The sequence below is a fragment of the Aeromonas sp. 602658 genome (assembly GCF_049173005.1).
Taxonomy (GTDB): domain Bacteria; phylum Pseudomonadota; class Gammaproteobacteria; order Enterobacterales; family Aeromonadaceae; genus Aeromonas; species Aeromonas veronii_A.
Genome location: NZ_JAAKRF010000015.1, coordinates 76,721 through 93,001, shown reverse-complemented (window position 1 = coordinate 93,001; position 16,281 = coordinate 76,721). Strand labels below are relative to the sequence as shown.

21 protein-coding genes and 1 pseudogene are annotated in these 16,281 nt (G+C 62.2%); 14 read left to right on the top strand and 8 right to left on the bottom strand.

What is annotated here, in order from left to right; all coding sequences use genetic code 11:
* Both znuC and znuB read left to right on the top strand, forming a co-directional pair.
* A pseudogene (gene znuC / locus G5253_RS12640) lies at window positions 1–267 on the top strand (zinc ABC transporter ATP-binding protein ZnuC); the annotation flags it as partial.
* Between the two features lie 21 nt (window positions 268–288).
* Window positions 289–1,068, top strand: coding sequence for a zinc ABC transporter permease subunit ZnuB (gene znuB / locus G5253_RS12635; protein WP_005354863.1), 780 nt, complete (start codon window positions 289–291; stop codon window positions 1,066–1,068).
* A 9-nt stretch (window positions 1,069–1,077) separates the two neighbouring features.
* Here znuB and G5253_RS12630 read toward each other — a convergent pair whose 3' ends face one another.
* Window positions 1,078–1,968 carry a LysR substrate-binding domain-containing protein gene (locus G5253_RS12630; protein WP_075116033.1) on the bottom strand — a complete coding sequence of 297 codons (891 nt, stop codon included), beginning with the start codon at window positions 1,966–1,968 and terminating at the stop codon, window positions 1,078–1,080.
* 91 nt (window positions 1,969–2,059) lie between these two features.
* On the opposite strand from G5253_RS12630, the gene G5253_RS12625 reads away from it, so the two are divergent.
* Window positions 2,060–2,917: a DMT family transporter gene (locus G5253_RS12625; RefSeq protein ID WP_040067030.1), complete on the top strand. Its 858-nt coding sequence runs from the start codon at window positions 2,060–2,062 to the stop codon at window positions 2,915–2,917.
* A gap of 3 nt (window positions 2,918–2,920) precedes the next feature.
* On the opposite strand, the gene G5253_RS12620 is transcribed toward G5253_RS12625, so the two are convergent.
* Entirely contained in the window at window positions 2,921–3,508 is a 588-nt protein-coding gene (locus G5253_RS12620; protein WP_043826081.1) for a uracil-DNA glycosylase family protein, read from the bottom strand.
* Between the two features lie 99 nt (window positions 3,509–3,607).
* On the opposite strand from G5253_RS12620, the gene rarD reads away from it, so the two are divergent.
* Window positions 3,608–4,498: an EamA family transporter RarD gene (rarD, locus tag G5253_RS12615; RefSeq protein ID WP_216979526.1), complete on the top strand. Its 891-nt coding sequence runs from the start codon at window positions 3,608–3,610 to the stop codon at window positions 4,496–4,498.
* Here rarD and G5253_RS12610 read toward each other — a convergent pair.
* Window positions 4,480–5,214, bottom strand: coding sequence for a substrate-binding periplasmic protein (locus tag G5253_RS12610; RefSeq protein WP_216952096.1), 735 nt, complete (start codon window positions 5,212–5,214; stop codon window positions 4,480–4,482). The genes rarD and G5253_RS12610 overlap by 19 nt on opposite strands.
* A 44-nt stretch (window positions 5,215–5,258) precedes the next feature.
* Between G5253_RS12610 and G5253_RS12605 the strand changes: the two genes are divergently transcribed.
* A complete protein-coding gene (locus tag G5253_RS12605) occupies window positions 5,259–5,603 on the top strand; it encodes a GIY-YIG nuclease family protein (RefSeq protein WP_139735541.1) in 345 nt (114 codons plus the stop codon).
* A gap of 90 nt (window positions 5,604–5,693) precedes the next feature.
* On the opposite strand, the gene pspG is transcribed toward G5253_RS12605, so the two are convergent.
* The 4 genes from pspG to G5253_RS12585 all read right to left on the bottom strand — a co-directional run bounded on the left by pspG (window position 5,694) and on the right by G5253_RS12585 (window position 7,771).
* A complete protein-coding gene (gene pspG, locus G5253_RS12600; RefSeq protein WP_005335871.1) occupies window positions 5,694–5,912 on the bottom strand; it encodes an envelope stress response protein PspG in 219 nt (72 codons plus the stop codon).
* A 48-nt stretch (window positions 5,913–5,960) separates the two neighbouring features.
* Window positions 5,961–6,167, bottom strand: a complete 207-nt coding sequence (locus G5253_RS12595) for a PspC domain-containing protein (protein WP_266135338.1) — start codon at window positions 6,165–6,167, stop codon at window positions 5,961–5,963.
* A gap of 2 nt (window positions 6,168–6,169) precedes the next feature.
* Window positions 6,170–6,832, bottom strand: a complete 663-nt coding sequence (gene pspA / locus G5253_RS12590; protein WP_019446683.1) for a phage shock protein PspA — start codon at window positions 6,830–6,832, stop codon at window positions 6,170–6,172.
* Window positions 6,833–7,042: 210 nt separating this feature from the next.
* Window positions 7,043–7,771 carry a 1-acylglycerol-3-phosphate O-acyltransferase gene (locus G5253_RS12585; protein WP_266135337.1) on the bottom strand — a complete coding sequence of 243 codons (729 nt, stop codon included), beginning with the start codon at window positions 7,769–7,771 and terminating at the stop codon, window positions 7,043–7,045.
* 185 nt (window positions 7,772–7,956) lie between these two features.
* Here G5253_RS12585 and G5253_RS12580 point away from each other — a divergent pair, with 185 nt between their 5' ends.
* Genes G5253_RS12580 through G5253_RS12565 form a run of 4 tightly spaced genes read left to right on the top strand, consistent with a single transcriptional unit; the run spans window position 7,957 to window position 11,702 of the window.
* Window positions 7,957–8,334, top strand: coding sequence for a hypothetical protein (locus G5253_RS12580; protein ID WP_266135336.1), 378 nt, complete (start codon window positions 7,957–7,959; stop codon window positions 8,332–8,334).
* A 53-nt stretch (window positions 8,335–8,387) separates the two neighbouring features.
* Entirely contained in the window at window positions 8,388–10,430 is a 2,043-nt protein-coding gene (locus tag G5253_RS12575; protein WP_266135335.1) for a protein-disulfide reductase DsbD family protein, read from the top strand.
* A 9-nt stretch (window positions 10,431–10,439) separates the two neighbouring features.
* Window positions 10,440–11,183, top strand: coding sequence for a DsbA family protein (locus tag G5253_RS12570; RefSeq protein ID WP_064341631.1), 744 nt, complete (start codon window positions 10,440–10,442; stop codon window positions 11,181–11,183).
* A gap of 3 nt (window positions 11,184–11,186) precedes the next feature.
* A complete protein-coding gene (locus tag G5253_RS12565; protein WP_266135334.1) occupies window positions 11,187–11,702 on the top strand; it encodes a protein disulfide oxidoreductase in 516 nt (171 codons plus the stop codon).
* A gap of 76 nt (window positions 11,703–11,778) precedes the next feature.
* Here G5253_RS12565 and G5253_RS12560 read toward each other — a convergent pair whose 3' ends face one another.
* Window positions 11,779–12,603 (bottom strand): LysR family transcriptional regulator, encoded by an 825-nt coding sequence (locus tag G5253_RS12560; RefSeq protein WP_266135333.1) that lies wholly within the window; start codon window positions 12,601–12,603, stop codon window positions 11,779–11,781.
* Between the two features lie 130 nt (window positions 12,604–12,733).
* Between G5253_RS12560 and G5253_RS12555 the strand changes: the two genes are divergently transcribed.
* The 5 genes from G5253_RS12555 to atcB all read left to right on the top strand — a co-directional run bounded on the left by G5253_RS12555 (window position 12,734) and on the right by atcB (window position 16,272).
* Window positions 12,734–13,612, top strand: a complete 879-nt coding sequence (locus G5253_RS12555; RefSeq protein ID WP_266135332.1) for an NAD(P)-dependent oxidoreductase — start codon at window positions 12,734–12,736, stop codon at window positions 13,610–13,612.
* On the top strand, window positions 13,609–14,361 hold the full coding sequence (locus tag G5253_RS12550) for an SDR family NAD(P)-dependent oxidoreductase (protein ID WP_266135331.1): 753 nt from the start codon (window positions 13,609–13,611) through the stop codon (window positions 14,359–14,361). The genes G5253_RS12555 and G5253_RS12550 overlap by 4 nt, the downstream gene beginning before the upstream one ends.
* Before the next feature lie 280 nt (window positions 14,362–14,641).
* Window positions 14,642–14,926, top strand: coding sequence for a DnaJ domain-containing protein (locus tag G5253_RS12545; RefSeq protein ID WP_005343121.1), 285 nt, complete (start codon window positions 14,642–14,644; stop codon window positions 14,924–14,926).
* 23 nt (window positions 14,927–14,949) lie between these two features.
* The gene (gene atcA, locus G5253_RS12540; RefSeq protein ID WP_266135330.1) at window positions 14,950–15,492 is read left to right on the top strand and encodes a cold adaptation protein AtcA; all 543 of its coding nucleotides are present in this window, start codon (window positions 14,950–14,952) and stop codon (window positions 15,490–15,492) included.
* Window positions 15,493–15,504: 12 nt separating this feature from the next.
* On the top strand, window positions 15,505–16,272 hold the full coding sequence (atcB, locus tag G5253_RS12535) for a cold adaptation protein AtcB (RefSeq protein WP_266135329.1): 768 nt from the start codon (window positions 15,505–15,507) through the stop codon (window positions 16,270–16,272).
* The last annotated feature ends 9 nt before the right edge of the window (window positions 16,273–16,281 follow it).

Genomic DNA, 16,281 nt, shown 5'->3' with positions numbered 1-16,281 from the left:
TGCGCCGTGCTGATGGTCTCCCACGACCTGCATCTGGTGATGGCCAGCACCCACGAGGTGATCTGCCTCAATCGCCACGTCTGCTGCCATGGCGAGCCGGAAAGCGTGGCCCGCCATCCCGAATTTGCCCGCCTGTTCGGGCGCCCGGAGCAGGAGGTGCTGGCGGTCTATACCCACCATCACCACTGCGACGGCGAACACCATCATCATGAACCGCAGGCCCCCGTCATCCGCCTGCCTTCTCGCAACAACGCTCACAGTAAATAGCGCAAGCAACAGGACATTCAAGTGGACAGCTTTCTGTTATACGCCCTCGCGGCCGGTCTCGGCATTGCCCTGCTGGCCGGCCCCCTAGGTAGCTTCGTGGTATGGCGCAAGATGGCCTACTTTGGCGACACCCTCTCCCACGCCTGCCTGTTCGGCATCGCGCTGGGCATCCTGCTGCAGGTCGATCTCACCCTGGCGGTGGTGGTCTGCTGCCTCGCCATGGCGATGCTGCTGGTGATCATGAGTCGCAACCAGCAGGTGGCCACCGATACCCTGCTCGGCATTCTGGCCCACAGTGCCCTGTCCCTCGGTCTGGTTACCTTGAGTTTTATGGATAACGTGCGGGTGGATCTGATGGCCTACCTGTTTGGCGACCTGCTCTCGGTACAACCGATGGACCTGCTCTGGATCTACGGCGGTGGCGCGCTGGTACTGCTCACCCTGTGGCGACTGTGGGATCCCCTGCTCTCCATGACCATCTCGGAAGAGCTGGCACGAGTAGAGGGGATCCGGGTCGATGTGCTGCGCTGTGTATTGATGCTGCTGATCGGGCTGGTGATTGCCGTGGCGATGAAGTTTGTCGGGGCGCTGATCATCACCTCCCTGCTGATAATCCCCGCCGCTACCGCCCGCCGCTTCAGCCAGACGCCGGAGCAGATGGCCGGCTTTGCCGCGCTGATTGGCTGTCTCGCCGTGCTGGGTGGATTGACCCTCTCCTGGTATCAGGACACCCCAGCTGGGCCTTCGGTCGTCGTCTGTGCCACCAGCCTGTTTGTGCTGAGCCAGTTCAAGAGAGCGTAACGGTGCAGGCTAGAGCGGCATGCTCTGGCGTGTCTCCATCATCAGCCACTGGCGCAACCGGCTGATGGCGGGCTCATGGGCCCGCGAGCGCTTGCAGGTAAAGTAGAAGGCATCCCCCGTCTCCAGCTGGTGTACCGGCAAGGCCACCAGCTGGGGATCATCGGGCCGCAGCATGTAGTCATTCACGAACGCCACCCCCTGATCCCAGGCCGCCGCCTCCATCGCCAGCAGCACATGGCTGAAATGGTGCATCCGCGCCTCGTCCGGGATCACCAGCCCGCCCGCCTTGGCCCAGCGCTGCCAATCCTCGCCCCGCGCCTTGTAAATGGACTGCACCGACAGCAGCGGCAGCTGCCAGATGGCCTCAGGCCACTCACCGCTGACCTGCTGCAACAGACGGCGACTGCAGACCGGAAAGAGCCGCTCCTGATAGATAAGATCGTGGCAATAGCCACGCCCGTGGGGTGAGACTGTGATAAAGCAGTCCGCCACTCTATCGGAGAGTTCGGGGTCTTCCGCCACCATCTCCAGACTCAAATCCAGCTCGGGGTAGAGCTGGCGCAATCCAGCCAACCGCGGGATCAGCCACTTCACCGCAAACGAGCTGTAGACCGCGAGCCGGACTCGCATCTCGCCGCCCCCGCGCAACTGTTCGCTGCTCTGGGCAATCTGGCTGAGCCCGGCGGCAATTCCCTCGAAATAACTCTCCCCCTGGGTTGTCAGCGAGAGCAGCCGCCCCTGACGCAGCAGCAAGCGCTCACCCAGAAAATCCTCCAGCAGGCGGATCTGGTGGCTGACCGCACTCTGACTGACGTTCAATTCAAGGGCGGCACGAGAGAAGCTGAGCAGCCGGGCCACCACCTCGAAATATTGCACCGCACGCAGGGGAGGAAGCTTCATTATCTAAATATCTCATGAGTGGTCATTTTTTATCATTTTACTGGATATCAACCGGCACGCTACCCTCCGCTCATCTGAAGTGGGAGGTGGTATGAATGCAGTAGGGATCGGCATCCTTTATCTAGTGCTGGGCAATATGGTGGCGGTTTTTTCCGATGCGCTGGTCAAGGTGCTGGAGCCGGATCAGCCCATCTTCCAGTTTGTCTTTTTCCGCCAGCTCTCGGCCGCCATTCTGCTGATGCCCTGGCTGCTCTGGTCATGGCGCCGCAACCCACCGGTGGCCATCAAGTGGCACCTGCTGCGGGCCCATATTTGGGCGGTCGGCGTCTGCCTGATGGTGGTGGCCCTCACCCGCTTGCCGCTCGCCACTGCCAATGCCCTCTTCTATGCCGCCCCCCTGATGATGGTGCCGCTGGCAGTGTGGATGGCGGGGGAAGCGATCTCGCGCCAGAAGGTGCTGACCGCTGTTATCGGGTTTATCGGGGTACTGATCGTGCTGCGCCCGACCGAAGTGAACTGGGCCGCGCTGGCGGCGCTCGGGGTGGCGCTGTCGATGGCGCTCAACAATCTGCTGATCAAGCGGATCCCGCTTAAGCAGCCCATCGCCCAGACCCTGTTTTTCACCAACGTGCTGAGCATGCCCTTCATTCTCGCGCTGGCCTTGTGGGAAGGGGGCGACTGGCAGTGGCAGATGTGGTGGCCCGCCTTCGGCTCCTCGGCGCTGATCATGGTCTATGCGGGATTGTGCGTGGTGGCCTATCGCAAGGCGGAGGCGAGCAAGATCGCCTCGGCGGAGTACACCGGTCTGCTGATGGCGGTAGCCATCGGGGTATGGCTGTTTGACGAGCAGCCGGGTCTGCCGCTGCTGCTGGGCTGTATCTGTATCGTCCTGCCGCTTATCGCCATGGCGCGCAGCAAGCCAAAGCCGCTGGCCGAGCCAGCGGTCTAATACTCAGGGTCGTTTCAGCAAAGGGGCGACCCTTTGCTGCAGATGAGGGATGACCTCCTGCTCGAACCAGGGATTCTTTTTGAGCCAGAGGGTGTTGCGCGGTGAAGGGTGAGGCAACGGCAGCCAGCCTGGGCCATAGTCAGCCCAGCTGCGCACCGTGTCGGTGAGCGATCCCTTGGCAGCTCCCCGCAGGTAATGGGCTTGTGCATACTGGCCGATCAGCAGGGTCAGTTCGATATTGGGCAACAGCATCAATACCTTGTCGTGCCAGGTGGGCGCACATTCTGGGCGCGGCGGCAGATCGCCGGATTTTCCCCTGCCGGGATAACAGAGCCCCATCGGCATGATGGCGATGCGGGATTCGTCGTAAAAGGTGGCCTTATCGACCCCGAGCCACTGACGCAGCCTGTCACCGGAGGGGTCATCCCACGGGATACCGCTGGCATGCACCCGGGTGCCGGGCGCCTGACCGATGATCAGCAAGCGGGCACTCTCGGCCCCGCGGATCACCGGACGAGGCCCCAGCGGCAGATGAGCCTCACACAGACGGCAGGCCCTGATTTGCTCAAACAACTTATCGATTCGCTGCATGACGTTGATAGTAACAGCATTTCCCTGTTTTCCCTCTTGTGGAAACAGGGCGCGCCCCCTACTATCGCCATGAGTGTTTAATTTAATAAACGGACAATAATGAAAAACTGGCTAGGTACCGGCACCGCGACCCTCTCCTTCATCCTGTGGGGGATGCTGCCGCTCTATTATCAATTCATGCCTGAGGTCAACATGTGGGAGCTGATCTCCCACCGGGTGCTCTGGTCTGTGGTGCTGCTGGGTGCCCTGTTTTTGCTGCTTGGCCACAAGGTGCCCTGGGCACAACTGCGCAGCGAGCCGCGCCAGCTCGGCCTCATTCTGCTGGCGGGCCCCGTGATGTCCATCAGCTGGTGCATGTTCACCTGGTGCCTCACTACCGGGCAAGTGCTGACCACCAGCCTCGCCTTCTTTATGACCCCGCTGTTCAATATCGTATTCGCCGTCATCTTCCTCAAAGAGCGACTCACCCCGCAAAAGCATCTGGCGGTCGCCCTGGCACTAGCGGGGCTCGCCTACATGCTCTTCTGCTACGGCCAACTCCCCTGGTTCTCCCTCATCATGGGGGCCAACTTCGCCTGCTATGGCCTTATCAAGAAGAAGATCCACTACGACACCGGCACCAGCCTCTATCTGGAAGCCATGGTGCAACTGCCCGTCGCGCTGATCATCATCGGCACACTGGCGTGGCACGGGGAAGGGGCATTCGTGAACGGGGATTTGGCCGACAAGCTGCTGCTGATGGGCAGTGCGCCCGCTACTCTGCTGCCGGTGGGGCTCTTCTGCTATGCGGTGGCGAGAACCCGGATGAGCACGGTGGGGCTGCTGCAATATATCGAGCCCAGCCTCGCCTTCCTGCTTGCCATCTACTGGTTTGGTGAGGCGCCGGACCCCATCAAGGCGGTCGGTTTCGCCTTTGTCTGGGCAGGTCTGCTGGTGAGCCTGTTGCCGCTGCACCGACTCAAGCGCCGCCCTCAGGGCTTACCGCGATAGGACTCCAGCACCTTGTGCCAGCGGGGATCCTTGTCCATCTGCTCGGCGATGTCGTTGAGGGTGGCATGCAGCTCTGGGCGAGATTTGGGCAGCAGGATATGGCGGGTATAGCTGGATTGGGGGAATGGCGAGATAAACAGCTTGCCCTGATAGTGGTTTGAGTCGATGAAAAAGCCCAGCGCGGAGCCAGGCACCATGGTCACATCGATGCGGCCGCGCACCAGCAGCTCAAGATTGGTCTTCACCTTCTTGGCATCGTGACGCTCCAGCTCTCCCCTTGCTGCCGCATCGTCGATCCCCTGATAGCGGTAGCCCTCCACCCCGCCGAACACCAATCCCTTGAGGGAGTCGGGTCCGCGATAGGTGATCGGCTTGTCGATGTTCGAGATTAGCTCGTTGGTGTCGCGCATCACCGGAAAGGTCCAGAGATAACGCTCGCGATGGGGATCCCCTACCCAGGCGGGATTGACCCAGACCACCAGGCCATCAAAGTCGGGATCCGCCATCTCCAGCGCCAGCCGGGCGCGATTAACCAGCCAGAGCTCGATTCTGGGTTCCCCCCCCAACTTTTCATTGAGATACTTGACCAGCTCGCGGCTCAGCCCTGCATCCACTCCGGTATTGAAGGGCGGATGCTGATGGTAATCGTAGAGACGGATCGTCTCCCCCAGAGCCGGGACCGACAACAGTAACCACAACCAAAACCAGACTCTCATCGCACCTCCTTGAGCTGCCTCTGAGTTTGGCACAGAGAATTTGAATGAGAGAACCCGCGACCACCACTCCAGCGCCGCAACCATCCGCCCCTTCCCGCTGGTCTGTCTATATGGTGCGTACCGCCACCGGCCTGCTCTATACCGGGATCAGCACGGATCCGCTGCGCCGCCTGCGCCAGCACCAGAGTGGCAAGGGCGCTCGCGCCCTGCGCGGCAAGGGGCCACTGACGCTGGTGTGGCAACAGGAAGTCGGCGAGAAGGGGGCAGCCCTGCGCATCGAATATCGCCTCAAGCAGCAGCCGAAATCCTTCAAGGAGCAGCTGATCCACAGCCCGGCACTCTGGCAGAGCTGGAGCCCCCAGTGGTTACCCGCAGCCACCCAGCCTTGAGGACGACAGGCAAAAAAAGGCCACTCGATGAGTGGCCGGAAAGGGGAAATCAGGGAGCATCACACAACGTCTTGCACAACCTCAGGCGGGTTAGAGGTAGGTATTGGAACGCTTGCTGCGGTTGCTGATCAGCCAGCAAACCGCCAGCACCAGCAGCAACCAGGGGGCCAGCTTGATGATCAGAGCAAGCATGCCGCCCAGTGCCCCAAGCAGCACGAACAGGCCGCTCACCAGCAACATGGCTACCAGGGTAAAACCGGTCAGTGCCATGACCAGCAGCACCACCAGCAAGATGAAAAATTCCAGCATAACTTGCTCCTTATCAGTACCTTGTCTGCCGGCTGATCAACCCTTGGGTCAATCCAGCCAGCGTTTCAATTCATAACGGGGCGGCATCACCAGCACCGCCAGCAGATAGGCAGCCAGAGCCAGCGGCGGCACCAGGATCAGGGCGAGCAGGGCCACCACCCGCACCGTGACTCTGGAGACCCCCAACCGCCTGGCAATCCCGGCGCAGACCCCGGTCAGCTTGCGATGCACCAGATCCTTGGGCCAGGGGCTCATGATTACACCTCCGCCTTCTGGCCTTTGAGGCGAGCCAGCTCGCGCTCGATCTCGTCATTGAGCTCCAGCTCGCGGAACTGGGCCTCCAGCGAGGGATTCTGCCCCAAGGTGGCCGCCTCCAGCTGGGCTTCCAGCTGATCGACCCGGCCCTGAAAACCATCAAAGCGCGCCATCAGCTCATGCATCCGCTGGTTGTCCACCTGGGCGCGAGCACGAATGCGGCTGTGGGCCGTCTGCTCGCGCAGGGTCAGCAGTTTCTGCTTCTCGCGCGCCTCGGTCAGCTTGGCTGCCAGCCGCTCGCTGTCGGCGGTGAGCTGGGCCAGCACCTCGGCCACCCGAGCCTTGTCCTGCTCCAGCTGTTCACATTTTTTGACCTCCGCCAGCTTCTCGGTGAGGGCGGCGCGGGCCAGATCCTCACGTCCCTTCTGGATGGCGAGCTCGGCCTTGGCCGACCACTCCAGGATCTGCGCCTGCAACGCCTGCTGGTGACGCTCCAGCTGCTTCTGTTCGGCAATCACGCGGGCGGCCTGGGTTCGCATCTCGACCTGCACCTGCTCCATCTCTTCGATCATCAGGCGCAGCATCTTCTCCGGCTCTTCACTCTTGTCGAGCAGGCTGTGCAGGTTGGCATTTATCACGTCAGTCAGGCGGCTGAATACGCTCATGGTCTGGCTCCTTGTTGATGGGATGGCTATCTCTTCCCATAGCATTACAAGAGCCGTACCAAGAAAAATTATTGTTGTTTTACATATAGATGGGAATTTAATGAGGAAATTCAAGAAGGGTTTATTGGTGAAAATAGCCAACCAGGTGGTGATTTTCACCAACAAAAAAGGGAGCCTCTGGCTCCCTTGTCGATTCGTCTGCGCTATCCGTCAGGCGGCGTGGCTGTGGCCCAGCTTGCTGTCCAGTTCGGCCAGCTTGGCCTCCATCCGGGCGCGGCAGGTGTCGGAGAGATCGCGAATGCCGCTGGCACCGTGCTCCTTGCTGCAGACCGGCGCCATCACTTCCACCAGCACTTCGCCGTTGTCCCAGCGATTGAGGTCGACCTGACCGAAGTAGCTGGAGCAGACGATGGGCACCACGGGCACTTCAGCCTGTACCGCAGTGTGGAAAGCGCCCGCCTTGAATGGCAGCAGGCCACGTCCCTGGGAGCGTGTCCCTTCCGGGAACATCCAGATGGAGGTGCCGCGGTTCTTGATGCGATCCACCACCTGACCTATGGTGCCGATGGCACGGGAGCGGTTGGAGCGGTCGATCAGCACGTTGCCGGAAAGCCAGAAGATGAGGCCGAACAGCGGCAGCCAGAGCAGGCTCTTCTTGCCCACCGCCACCACACCGGGCTGCACCGCACCGGTCACGGTGAAGATGTCGAAGTTGCTCTGGTGGTTGCAGACGTAGACCGCCGGGCCGACCGATTTGACCTCGTCGGCCACCGTCACCTTGACTCGCAGCCCGATCAGCGGGCAGACCGCGTGATACATGCGGGCGAAGACATAGACGTTGTTGGGATGGCGCGGACGAGCCAGACAGAGCAGCAGGCCGAACAGGAACCAGAAAATGAGCAGCAGACCAAGCAGCAGCACACGGGCAATTTTGAGCATCGAACACCTCGAGTTTTAACTCGGCGCAGTATACTGATCCCCCTTTTAGCGAACAAGCGTTCGCCAAACAGAACCGACCACCCTCCCCGTCGCGCCACCCACAGTACTGCTCATCAATACGCCGCCGACTTGCCCCACCCGTCATTGGTCGTTAGGATGGCCCCATCTTGATGGACGGGGCGAACATGATGTTGCAACAACGGGTAGCGAAACATCTCCTGCTGCTGGTCTGCCTGCTGGTGCTCAATTGTGCGGCCCAGCCGCTGGCCCGGCTTGCCCTGCTCGATCACGCCCTCAGCTGTCAGACACTGCCCGTTCCAGGCTCGGCAACGGATCAAGAGGATGCCAAACCGGCCAGCCCGCAGCCCACCAGCTGCCAGCTCAACGGCAAGTGGCTAAGCGCCGCCACCCTGCTCTGCGTCGAACAGCTCTTCTTTGCCGTGGCCGTGCTGATCGCCCTGCTGGCTCCCCTTTGGCGCTACACACCGCCACTGCCCCCTCCCAGAGTCATCTCGCCGCCCGAGCGGCGTCTGCACCTCACCCTCTGCGTCTGGCGGGAATGAGTTCGGCAGCGTTCTTTCGTTAGCTGTCACTCAATTTTTGCGAGACCAAAAAGATGTCGAATCTCTTCAAGGCGGCCCTGCTACTGGGCGGTCTGCTGTGGCAATCCATGGGATTGGCCAGCGACACGGGCTGGCTCACCAGCCCACAGAATGATCACGCCCGGGTACGGCTGCAGGCCGACCGCAGCACGGCAGATCAGACCCGCATCCTGCTCGATGTCGAGCTGGAGTCAGGCTGGAAAACCTACTGGCACAGCCCGGGCGAAGGGGGCATTGCCCCCCAGATCCTGTGGGACGAGCCGGTCGGTGCCTTTCAGTGGCGCTGGCCGGTGCCACGCCACTTCGAGGTAGCCGGGCTCAACACCCAGGGTTATCAGGGTGAGGTGACCTTCCCTCTGAGCCTCAACTATCCCGCCGGGCAACCGCTCAAGGGGACTCTACGCCTCTCCACCTGCAGCAATGTCTGCATCCTGACCGACTTTCCCTTCACCCTCTCGGTGGATGGGCAGGCCCCGGCCGACTTCGATTTTGCCTGGGCGAAGGCGATGAGTACCCTGCCCCAGCAATTGCCTGCCGCAACCCGGGTCGAGCTCGGTTATCAGCACAACCAGCTGCAACTGCGCGCCGAGCGGGCAGAAGGTTGGCAATCACCAGCGCTCTTTATCGACGCTCTGGAGGGTGCCGAATTTGGCAAACCGGCGCTTGAGGTCGAGGGCAACACCCTGATCGCCCGGGTGCCGGTGAGCGATGGTTGGCAGGGGGATGCGCCGGATCTGCGCGGCCAATCCCTCGGCCTGCTGCTCACCAGTGGCGAGCAGGCGTGGCAGGGCAAGGGGACGATCGGCGCGCCACTCGCAATGCCCGGCCAGAGTCATTCGCTGTTCTGGTTGCTGGGAGCAGCGCTGCTCGGCGGCCTGATCCTCAACCTGATGCCCTGCGTGCTGCCGGTGCTGGCGCTCAAGCTGGGAACTGTGTTGCAACATCAGAAGCGTGAACAGGGAGCGGTGCGCAAGCAGTTCCTCGCCGCCAGCGCCGGGATCATCGCCTCCTTCTGGGTGCTGGCGGCCATGAGCAGCCTGCTGCGCGCCACGCAAGGGGCCGTCGGCTGGGGCATCCAGTTCCAGAGCGCCGGTTTTATCGGCTTGATGGTGCTGGTCACCCTGCTGTTTTGCGCCAACCTGTTGGGGCTGTTCGAGATCCGCCTGCCCAGCGCCCTCTGCACCCGCCTCGCCACCAGCGGCGGCAACGGCCTCGGCGGTCACTTCCTGCAAGGGAGCTTCGCCACTCTGCTGGCGACCCCCTGCTCGGCACCCTTTCTCGGCACTGCAGTGGCCTTTGCGCTGGCGGCGCCGATCGGCCAGCTCTGGCTGATCTTCACGGCATTGGGGATTGGCATGAGCCTGCCCTGGCTGCTGGTGGCAGCCCTGCCACGGCTCGCCCTCTGGTTGCCGAAACCGGGGCGCTGGATGAACCATCTGCGCATCCTGCTCGGCCTGATGATGCTGGGCTCCAGCCTCTGGCTCACCAGCCTGCTCGACAACCATCTCGGCAGCTATGCCACCGGCTGGCTGATGGCTGCCATGCTGCTGGCACTGCTGGCTGGCATCATCTGGCGTTACGGCATCCGCGGCTTCACGCTGGCGATCGCCCTCACCGCCCTGATTGGCAGCCCCCTGCTGCTGAGCGGCGCCTTTAGCGCGCAGGGCTCGGCCAGTGTTGACAAGGTGGTCTGGCAGCCGCTCTCTGAACGCGCCATCACAGATGCGCTGGCCCAGAACAAGCGGGTCTTTATCGATGTCACCGCCGACTGGTGCGTCACCTGCAAGGCCAACAAATACAACGTGTTGCTGCGCGATGAGGTGCAACAGGCCCTCTCGGCCCCCGATGTGGTGGCCCTGCGCGGCGACTGGAGCAAACCAAGCGACACCATCGCCGCCTTCCTGCGTAAGCGGGGCGCGGCTGCGGTTCCCTTCAACCAGATTTACGGCCCGGAGTTGCCGCAGGGGGTCACGCTGTCACCCCTGCTCGACAAGGACGATCTGCTGACCACATTGCACAAGGCTGGCCTGCTTCAGGCTGGCACCACCCGATTTTAAGGAGTAACCATGAAACCGACTCTGAGCGCCCTGACCCTGCTGGCCTCCCTTTCCGCAGCCCTGCTGGCTCCGGCCCTGCACGCCGCCCCCTTCACCCCGGAGCAAGAAGCGCGCATCAAGGAGCTGATCCGCGAGACCCTGATCGCCAACCCCAAGATCCTCGACGAGGCCGCCGAATCCTGGGAGAAACAGAACGCGGCAGCCCAGGAGGCGCAGCTTGGCAACTTCATCAAGGGCAACAAGGATGTGCTGTTCAACAGCGCCACCAGCCCGCGCCTCGGCGCCAAGAACCCCAAGCTGACGCTGGTGCTGTTCACCGACTACAACTGCCCCTACTGCAAGCAGTTCGATCCCCAGCTGACCAAGCTGCTCAAGGCCTATCCGGACGATCTGGGACTGGTGATCAAGCTGCTGCCGTTCAAGGGGCAGACCTCCGCCAAGGCGGCCCAATACAGCCTGACCCTGTGGCAACAGGATCCCGCTCGCTTCCTCACCCTGCACGACAAGCTGATGAGCAAGCAGGGGATGCTGACCGAGGCGGACATCAACAAGGCGCTGGCCGCCACCGGCAACACCGCGCTCAAACCGGCCGCCAAGGCGACCGAGGAGCTGCGCAACAGCCTGCGCATCGGCACCATTCTGGGGGTACAGGGCACACCGGCGACGCTTATCGGCAACCAGCTGGTACCGGGCGCCATCCCCTATGAGGAGCTGGAGCAACTGGTGCAGGCCGAACTGGCCAAGCAGGGGTAAGGGATGGCCACCAATCCTCAACCCCGCTGGCGCCGCTGGGGCAAGGAGGCGCTCTGGCTGCTGCTGATGGCGCTGATCATCTCGACCCTGCTCGATCTGTGGCGCAGCCCAACCCTGCCAGAGGGGGCGATGAGCGCCCCCGTCACCCTGCAGAATGGCAGCAGCACGGATCTCGCCACCCTGAGTCAGGGCAAGCCGCTGCTGGTCTACTACTGGGCCAGCTGGTGCGGTGTCTGCCGTTTCACCACCCCGGCGGTACAGCAGCTGTGGCAGGAGGGTGAAAACGTGCTGACGGTGGCGCTGCGCTCCGGTAATTCGGAACAGTTAGCCAAGGGGATGAGCAAGAAGGGGCTCACCTTCCCGACCCACAACGACGAGTCGGGAGCGCTGGCCGCCCAGTGGCAGGTGGGGGTCACCCCGACTTTTCTCGTCATCAAGGATGGGACGCTTGTGAGCAGCACCACCGGCTGGAGCTCGAAGTGGGGCCTGCAGCTGCGGCTCTGGTGGGCGTCGCTCTAGCCACGCAACAACATTGCCTTCAACAGGGCCATCCCACCGGATGGCCCTTTTTTATGCCGACATTTTTATCCTGACATCAGGCGGGGAGCTGCATCCCGCGCACCTGAGCCAGCAGGGCGGTCACCGCCGCCGAGCGCAACGCATCGGGGGCGTAGCAGAGCCCCACCCGCCGCTTGAAGGAAGAGGCCGCCAGCTCGGCGACCGTACAGCCGTGCGGACAGAGGGAACGAGGCAACCAGGCGATCCCCGCCCCGGCGGCCACCATAGTCGCCGCCAGTCGCAGCGACCCCGCCCGCCGTGGATAGAGGGGCGCCTGATTGCCGAGAATGGCGATCAGCCGCAGGTGAGAGTCATGGCGCGGGCAGGTGACCCAAGGCTCGTCCGCCAGCGCATCCGGGGTGAGCGATCCCTTGCCCGTCAGCGGGTGATCCGGCGGCAGCACCAGCACAAACTCCTCCTCCAGCAGGGGGATAAAGAGCTCGTCACCGCAACGCAGGGATTCACACCCTAGCCGCACATCGCCACAGCCCCCCTCCTCCAGAGTCAGCAGGATCTCCTCGTGGGCGAGCGCCCCTTGCACCAGCGCCCCCACCACGCCATCGCCAAGGTCTGCCTCAATCCCCACCGTCAGCTCGAGACAGGGGGAGGTTTCACGAAACTCGCGGGCGAGAGAGTCGGTATCGGCGATCAGCCGCTTGGCGCGGGGATAGAGCCGGTGCGCCGCTTCGGTCCCCTCCACCCCGCGCGCCTGCCGCACAAACAGGGTCACCCCCAGCTCATCCTCCAGCGTCTTGATGGTGGTGGAGAGGGTGGGCTGGGTAATGAAAAGGCGGGTGGCGGCCGCCGTGATGTTGCGCTCCTCGAAGACAGCCACAAACGCACGCAAGGTTCGCACATCCATAGAATTCACCTATACCAGACAGTCATAAAAGCCATTTTTCACGGCGACACGGGGCAAATATAGTGACTTACCTGCCACAAGGCATCCCAATTTTCTATATCAGCGTCTATCAACACTGTCAGGAGCCATCATGCGCCATCTATCTGTCATCGGCCTCGGGGCCATGGGCTCCGCCCTCGCCACCACATTGCTCAAGGCGGGCCATCCGGTCACCGTCTGGAATCGCAGCGCCGCCAAGGCAGCCCCGCTGCAAGCGCTGGGTGCAACACTCGCCCCCTCGGTTGACGCAGCCATCGCCGCAAGTGATATCACCCTTGTCTGCGTCGATAACTACGCCGTCAGCCAGCAGTTGCTGGACGAGGCGAGCGATGCGGTGGCGGGCAAGCTGCTGGTGCAGCTCTCCACCGGCAGTCCGCAGGGGGCCAGAGCGCTGGAGAGCTGGTGCCACGCCCGCGGCGCCCGCTATCTCGATGGCGCCATCCTCTGCTTCCCGGATCAGATCGGCACCACTGATGCCAGCATCATCTGCTCCGGTGCCAGCGCTGCCTTTAGCGAGGCCGAGCCGGTGCTGCGCCTGCTCGCCCCAACCCTCAACCATGTGGCCGAGGCGGTTGGCGCCGCCGCGGCGCAAGATTGTGCCGTCGCCGCCTACTTTGCCGGTGGCCTGCTCGGTGCTCTGCACGGCGCGCTGATCTGCGAGGCGGAAGGGTTGCCGGTAGCCAAGGTGTGCGCCCAGTTCAGCGAGCTGTCGCCGATTTTGGGGGGCGATGTGGCCCACCTTGGCAAGACGCTGGCGAGCGGCGATTTCGATCACCCCTACGCCAGCCTGAAAACCTGGAGCGCCGCCATCAGCCGCCTCGCCGGTCACGCCACCGATGCCGGGATCGACAGCAGCTTCCCGCGCTTTGCCGCCGATCTGTTTGAGGAAGGGGTGGCGCAAGGATTTGGTCAGCAGGAGGTCTCGGCTCTCATCAAGGTGCTGCGGGCGCGCAATGGAGCAGCACAATGAACGAGCAGACCAACCAACCCCAAATTGCACTGGTCACCGGCGCCGCTGGCGGGATTGGCCGCCAGCTCTGCATCGGGCTGGCCGAGGCGGGTTATCGGGTGATCGCCACCGATCTGGCCCCTCACGCTTTCGACCATCCCGAGATCCACTTTCATCCCCTCGACTTGCGCGATGAGCAGGCCATCGTGCGGCTCTTTGCCGAGGTTAGCGCGCAGCATGGCGGCATCCATCTGCTGATCAACAACGGCGCCATCAGCAAGTTCCACACCCGCTTCGAGGATCTGAGCGCAGCCCAGTTCGATCAGGTGATGACGGTCAATGTGCGCGGCGCCATGCTCTGCGCCCGCGCCTTTGTGCAGGCCAACCGCGGGTTGCCCTATGGCCGTATCATCAATATTGCCTCCACCCGCTGGCAGCAGAACGAGCCGGGTTGGGATGCCTATGGCGCCTCCAAGGGGGCGCTGGTCGCCCTCACCCAGTCCCTCGCCAACTCACTGGCCGACTACCCCGTCACGGTCAATGCCATCAGTCCGGGCTGGATCCAGGCGGAGGATTACCACACCCTGACCGAGGCGGATCACCGCCAGCACCCGAGCGGCCGGGTCGGGCGCCCCGACGACATCACCCGCGCTTGCCTCTTTCTGGCGGATCCCCAGAACGACTTTATCAACGGTGCCAATCTGGTGGTCGATGGCGGGATGAGCAAGAAGATGATCTACCACACCTCCGCCTCCTTCTGGGAGGAGTAACCCCTGCGGCGGCAGCCTCGCCCCGGCCTGCCGCCCATGCCTTTCCTGCCCGTTTTTTCATCGCTTTTGCCCTGCCGCCCTTGCACTGGCCAGACCGACTGGCAACAATAGACGCTCAACTGACCCCTCTTCATTTCGCCCGTTAATTGATCGCCCAACTCATCGCGTTGGCGGGCTGTTTCCGTTAAAATGACGGGTTTTTGCCGTGCCTGGTTTGCCAATCCCCACCATCAGGCACTCGCAGCGTGAATCCTATGATGCCAGTGATGCAGGATCTGCCATGAACAACTACTTTCGGGTGCTGGGCGTCAAGTCCAACGCCAGCGAAAACGACATCAAGAAAGCCTATCGTCGGCTGTCGAACCAGTACCACCCCGACAAGCTGCACGGGGCCAGTGAAGAAGAGAAAGAGCAGGCAGCCATCAAGCTGCACCAGGTAAAGCAGGCCTATGAAGTGCTGTCCGATCCGAAACAGCGGGCCGCCTTTATCAAGGATTTCAACAACGTCATCGTGACCGACCCCGCCTCCGCCATGCAGGAGATGTGGGATCAGTTCTACCCCTGAAACAGCAGGCAGAAAGAGCAACTATGCAAAAGAGATGGGACCAGGCGCGGCTCAAGTCGCTGCAAAGCGATGCCAGCGAAAACATCGGATCCTACCGGGATCAGGACGACCCCAAGGGGCTGGAACAGTTCACCGACCAGATGAAGAGCCTGCTGCTGGCCGACATGAGCATGCTGGAGTTTATGCCCGAGTATCTGCCGCTGGCCCTCTATGGCCGGGTGCAGTTCCCGGCAAAGGCCAAGTCGCAGTGGAACAAGTGGCTCGCCAGCGGCGAGCAGCCAAGCTGGGACGAGTTCAAGGTGAGCGTCGGCTTCAACAACGCCGCCCTGCCGCTGGTCAAGGCGGTGCGGGCCCAGAGCGAAGATCAGCTGATGGAAGCCTGCGCCGTGCTGTTCCTGCTCGACAACCCGCTGCCGCGCGGTAGCCACCGCGGCGATGACGACTATGAGCTGCGCGACGAAGAAGATGAAGACGGGGAAGATGCCGACGCCGACTACCATGGCGGCAGTAACCGCTATGGTGATGACGACGGCGATCAGGATATGTACGACGAAGTCCGTTTCTAATTGGGGCAAGGCATGAGCAACAGTCTGATAGAAATTACCGCCATCGAGATCAAAGAGCTGGCCGTTATCGAGCCGAAGCAGGCCAGCGAGAAGTTCGAGCTGATCGCCAAGACCATGTCTGACGACCAGCTGGCAGAAGTGATTGAAAACATTGATATCGTTACCCTGACCCAGATCAACGGCCAGCACGATATCTCCTTCCCCTCCATCATCTCCGAGCTGATGACCCCGGAGCGGATCCGCGACATCGTCTGCCAGCAGCCGCTCTACTGGGAAGAGGCGATCAAGAACAACGCCGATGAGCTGCAACAGCACACCTTCGACTTCCTCAACTACCTGATCCGCACCCAGGATAGCGAAGCCAAGCAGCGCGAGATCCTCGAGTGCGTGGCCGAAGATCCGGCCGGTCTCTTCTACCTCGCCATCCCCTTTATCGAGTTCTATCGCGGCGATCGCTATGAAGAGGACGAAGGCTATCGAGACGTGTTACATGCCGAAGAGGAAGATCTTGAAGAGTCCCAGCGTTACAGCGAACGCCAGCAGAGCGAGGATCTCCACGACTACGCGCTGGATGACCCGCGCAGCCTCTTGATGCTCATTCGCGAGCTGACCCCCGAGGTGGAGAAAGCCATCAAGGCGCTGCTGCGCAACGAGCACTCAACCTGGGATGGCATCATCAACAAGTTTGCCGCCGAGCTGGTGATGCAGGCCAAAGAGAAGAACAAGGTCGAGGAAGACGAGTACGGCGACGTCGACGACATGTTCAGCTTTCTGGATTAAGGAGCCCAT

Bases quoted from the DNA above. Each gene is read 5' to 3' on its own strand.
- G5253_RS12630 (WP_075116033.1), bottom strand. From the start codon at position 1,968: ATGAAGCTTCCTCCCCTGCGTGCGGTGCAATATTTCGAGGTGGTGGCC.
- G5253_RS12625 (WP_040067030.1), top strand. From the start codon at position 2,060: ATGAATGCAGTAGGGATCGGCATCCTTTATCTAGTGCTGGGCAATATG.
- G5253_RS12620 (WP_043826081.1), bottom strand. From the start codon at position 3,508: ATGCAGCGAATCGATAAGTTGTTTGAGCAAATCAGGGCCTGCCGTCTG.
- rarD (WP_216979526.1), top strand. From the start codon at position 3,608: ATGAAAAACTGGCTAGGTACCGGCACCGCGACCCTCTCCTTCATCCTG.
- G5253_RS12610 (WP_216952096.1), bottom strand. From the start codon at position 5,214: ATGAGAGTCTGGTTTTGGTTGTGGTTACTGTTGTCGGTCCCGGCTCTG.
- G5253_RS12605 (WP_139735541.1), top strand. From the start codon at position 5,259: ATGAGAGAACCCGCGACCACCACTCCAGCGCCGCAACCATCCGCCCCT.
- pspG (WP_005335871.1), bottom strand. From the start codon at position 5,912: ATGCTGGAATTTTTCATCTTGCTGGTGGTGCTGCTGGTCATGGCACTG.
- G5253_RS12595 (WP_266135338.1), bottom strand. From the start codon at position 6,167: ATGAGCCCCTGGCCCAAGGATCTGGTGCATCGCAAGCTGACCGGGGTC.
- pspA (WP_019446683.1), bottom strand. From the start codon at position 6,832: ATGAGCGTATTCAGCCGCCTGACTGACGTGATAAATGCCAACCTGCAC.
- G5253_RS12585 (WP_266135337.1), bottom strand. From the start codon at position 7,771: ATGCTCAAAATTGCCCGTGTGCTGCTGCTTGGTCTGCTGCTCATTTTC.
- G5253_RS12580 (WP_266135336.1), top strand. From the start codon at position 7,957: ATGATGTTGCAACAACGGGTAGCGAAACATCTCCTGCTGCTGGTCTGC.
- G5253_RS12575 (WP_266135335.1), top strand. From the start codon at position 8,388: ATGTCGAATCTCTTCAAGGCGGCCCTGCTACTGGGCGGTCTGCTGTGG.
- G5253_RS12570 (WP_064341631.1), top strand. From the start codon at position 10,440: ATGAAACCGACTCTGAGCGCCCTGACCCTGCTGGCCTCCCTTTCCGCA.
- G5253_RS12565 (WP_266135334.1), top strand. From the start codon at position 11,187: ATGGCCACCAATCCTCAACCCCGCTGGCGCCGCTGGGGCAAGGAGGCG.
- G5253_RS12560 (WP_266135333.1), bottom strand. From the start codon at position 12,603: ATGGATGTGCGAACCTTGCGTGCGTTTGTGGCTGTCTTCGAGGAGCGC.
- G5253_RS12555 (WP_266135332.1), top strand. From the start codon at position 12,734: ATGCGCCATCTATCTGTCATCGGCCTCGGGGCCATGGGCTCCGCCCTC.
- G5253_RS12550 (WP_266135331.1), top strand. From the start codon at position 13,609: ATGAACGAGCAGACCAACCAACCCCAAATTGCACTGGTCACCGGCGCC.
- G5253_RS12545 (WP_005343121.1), top strand. From the start codon at position 14,642: ATGAACAACTACTTTCGGGTGCTGGGCGTCAAGTCCAACGCCAGCGAA.
- atcA (WP_266135330.1), top strand. From the start codon at position 14,950: ATGCAAAAGAGATGGGACCAGGCGCGGCTCAAGTCGCTGCAAAGCGAT.
- atcB (WP_266135329.1), top strand. From the start codon at position 15,505: ATGAGCAACAGTCTGATAGAAATTACCGCCATCGAGATCAAAGAGCTG.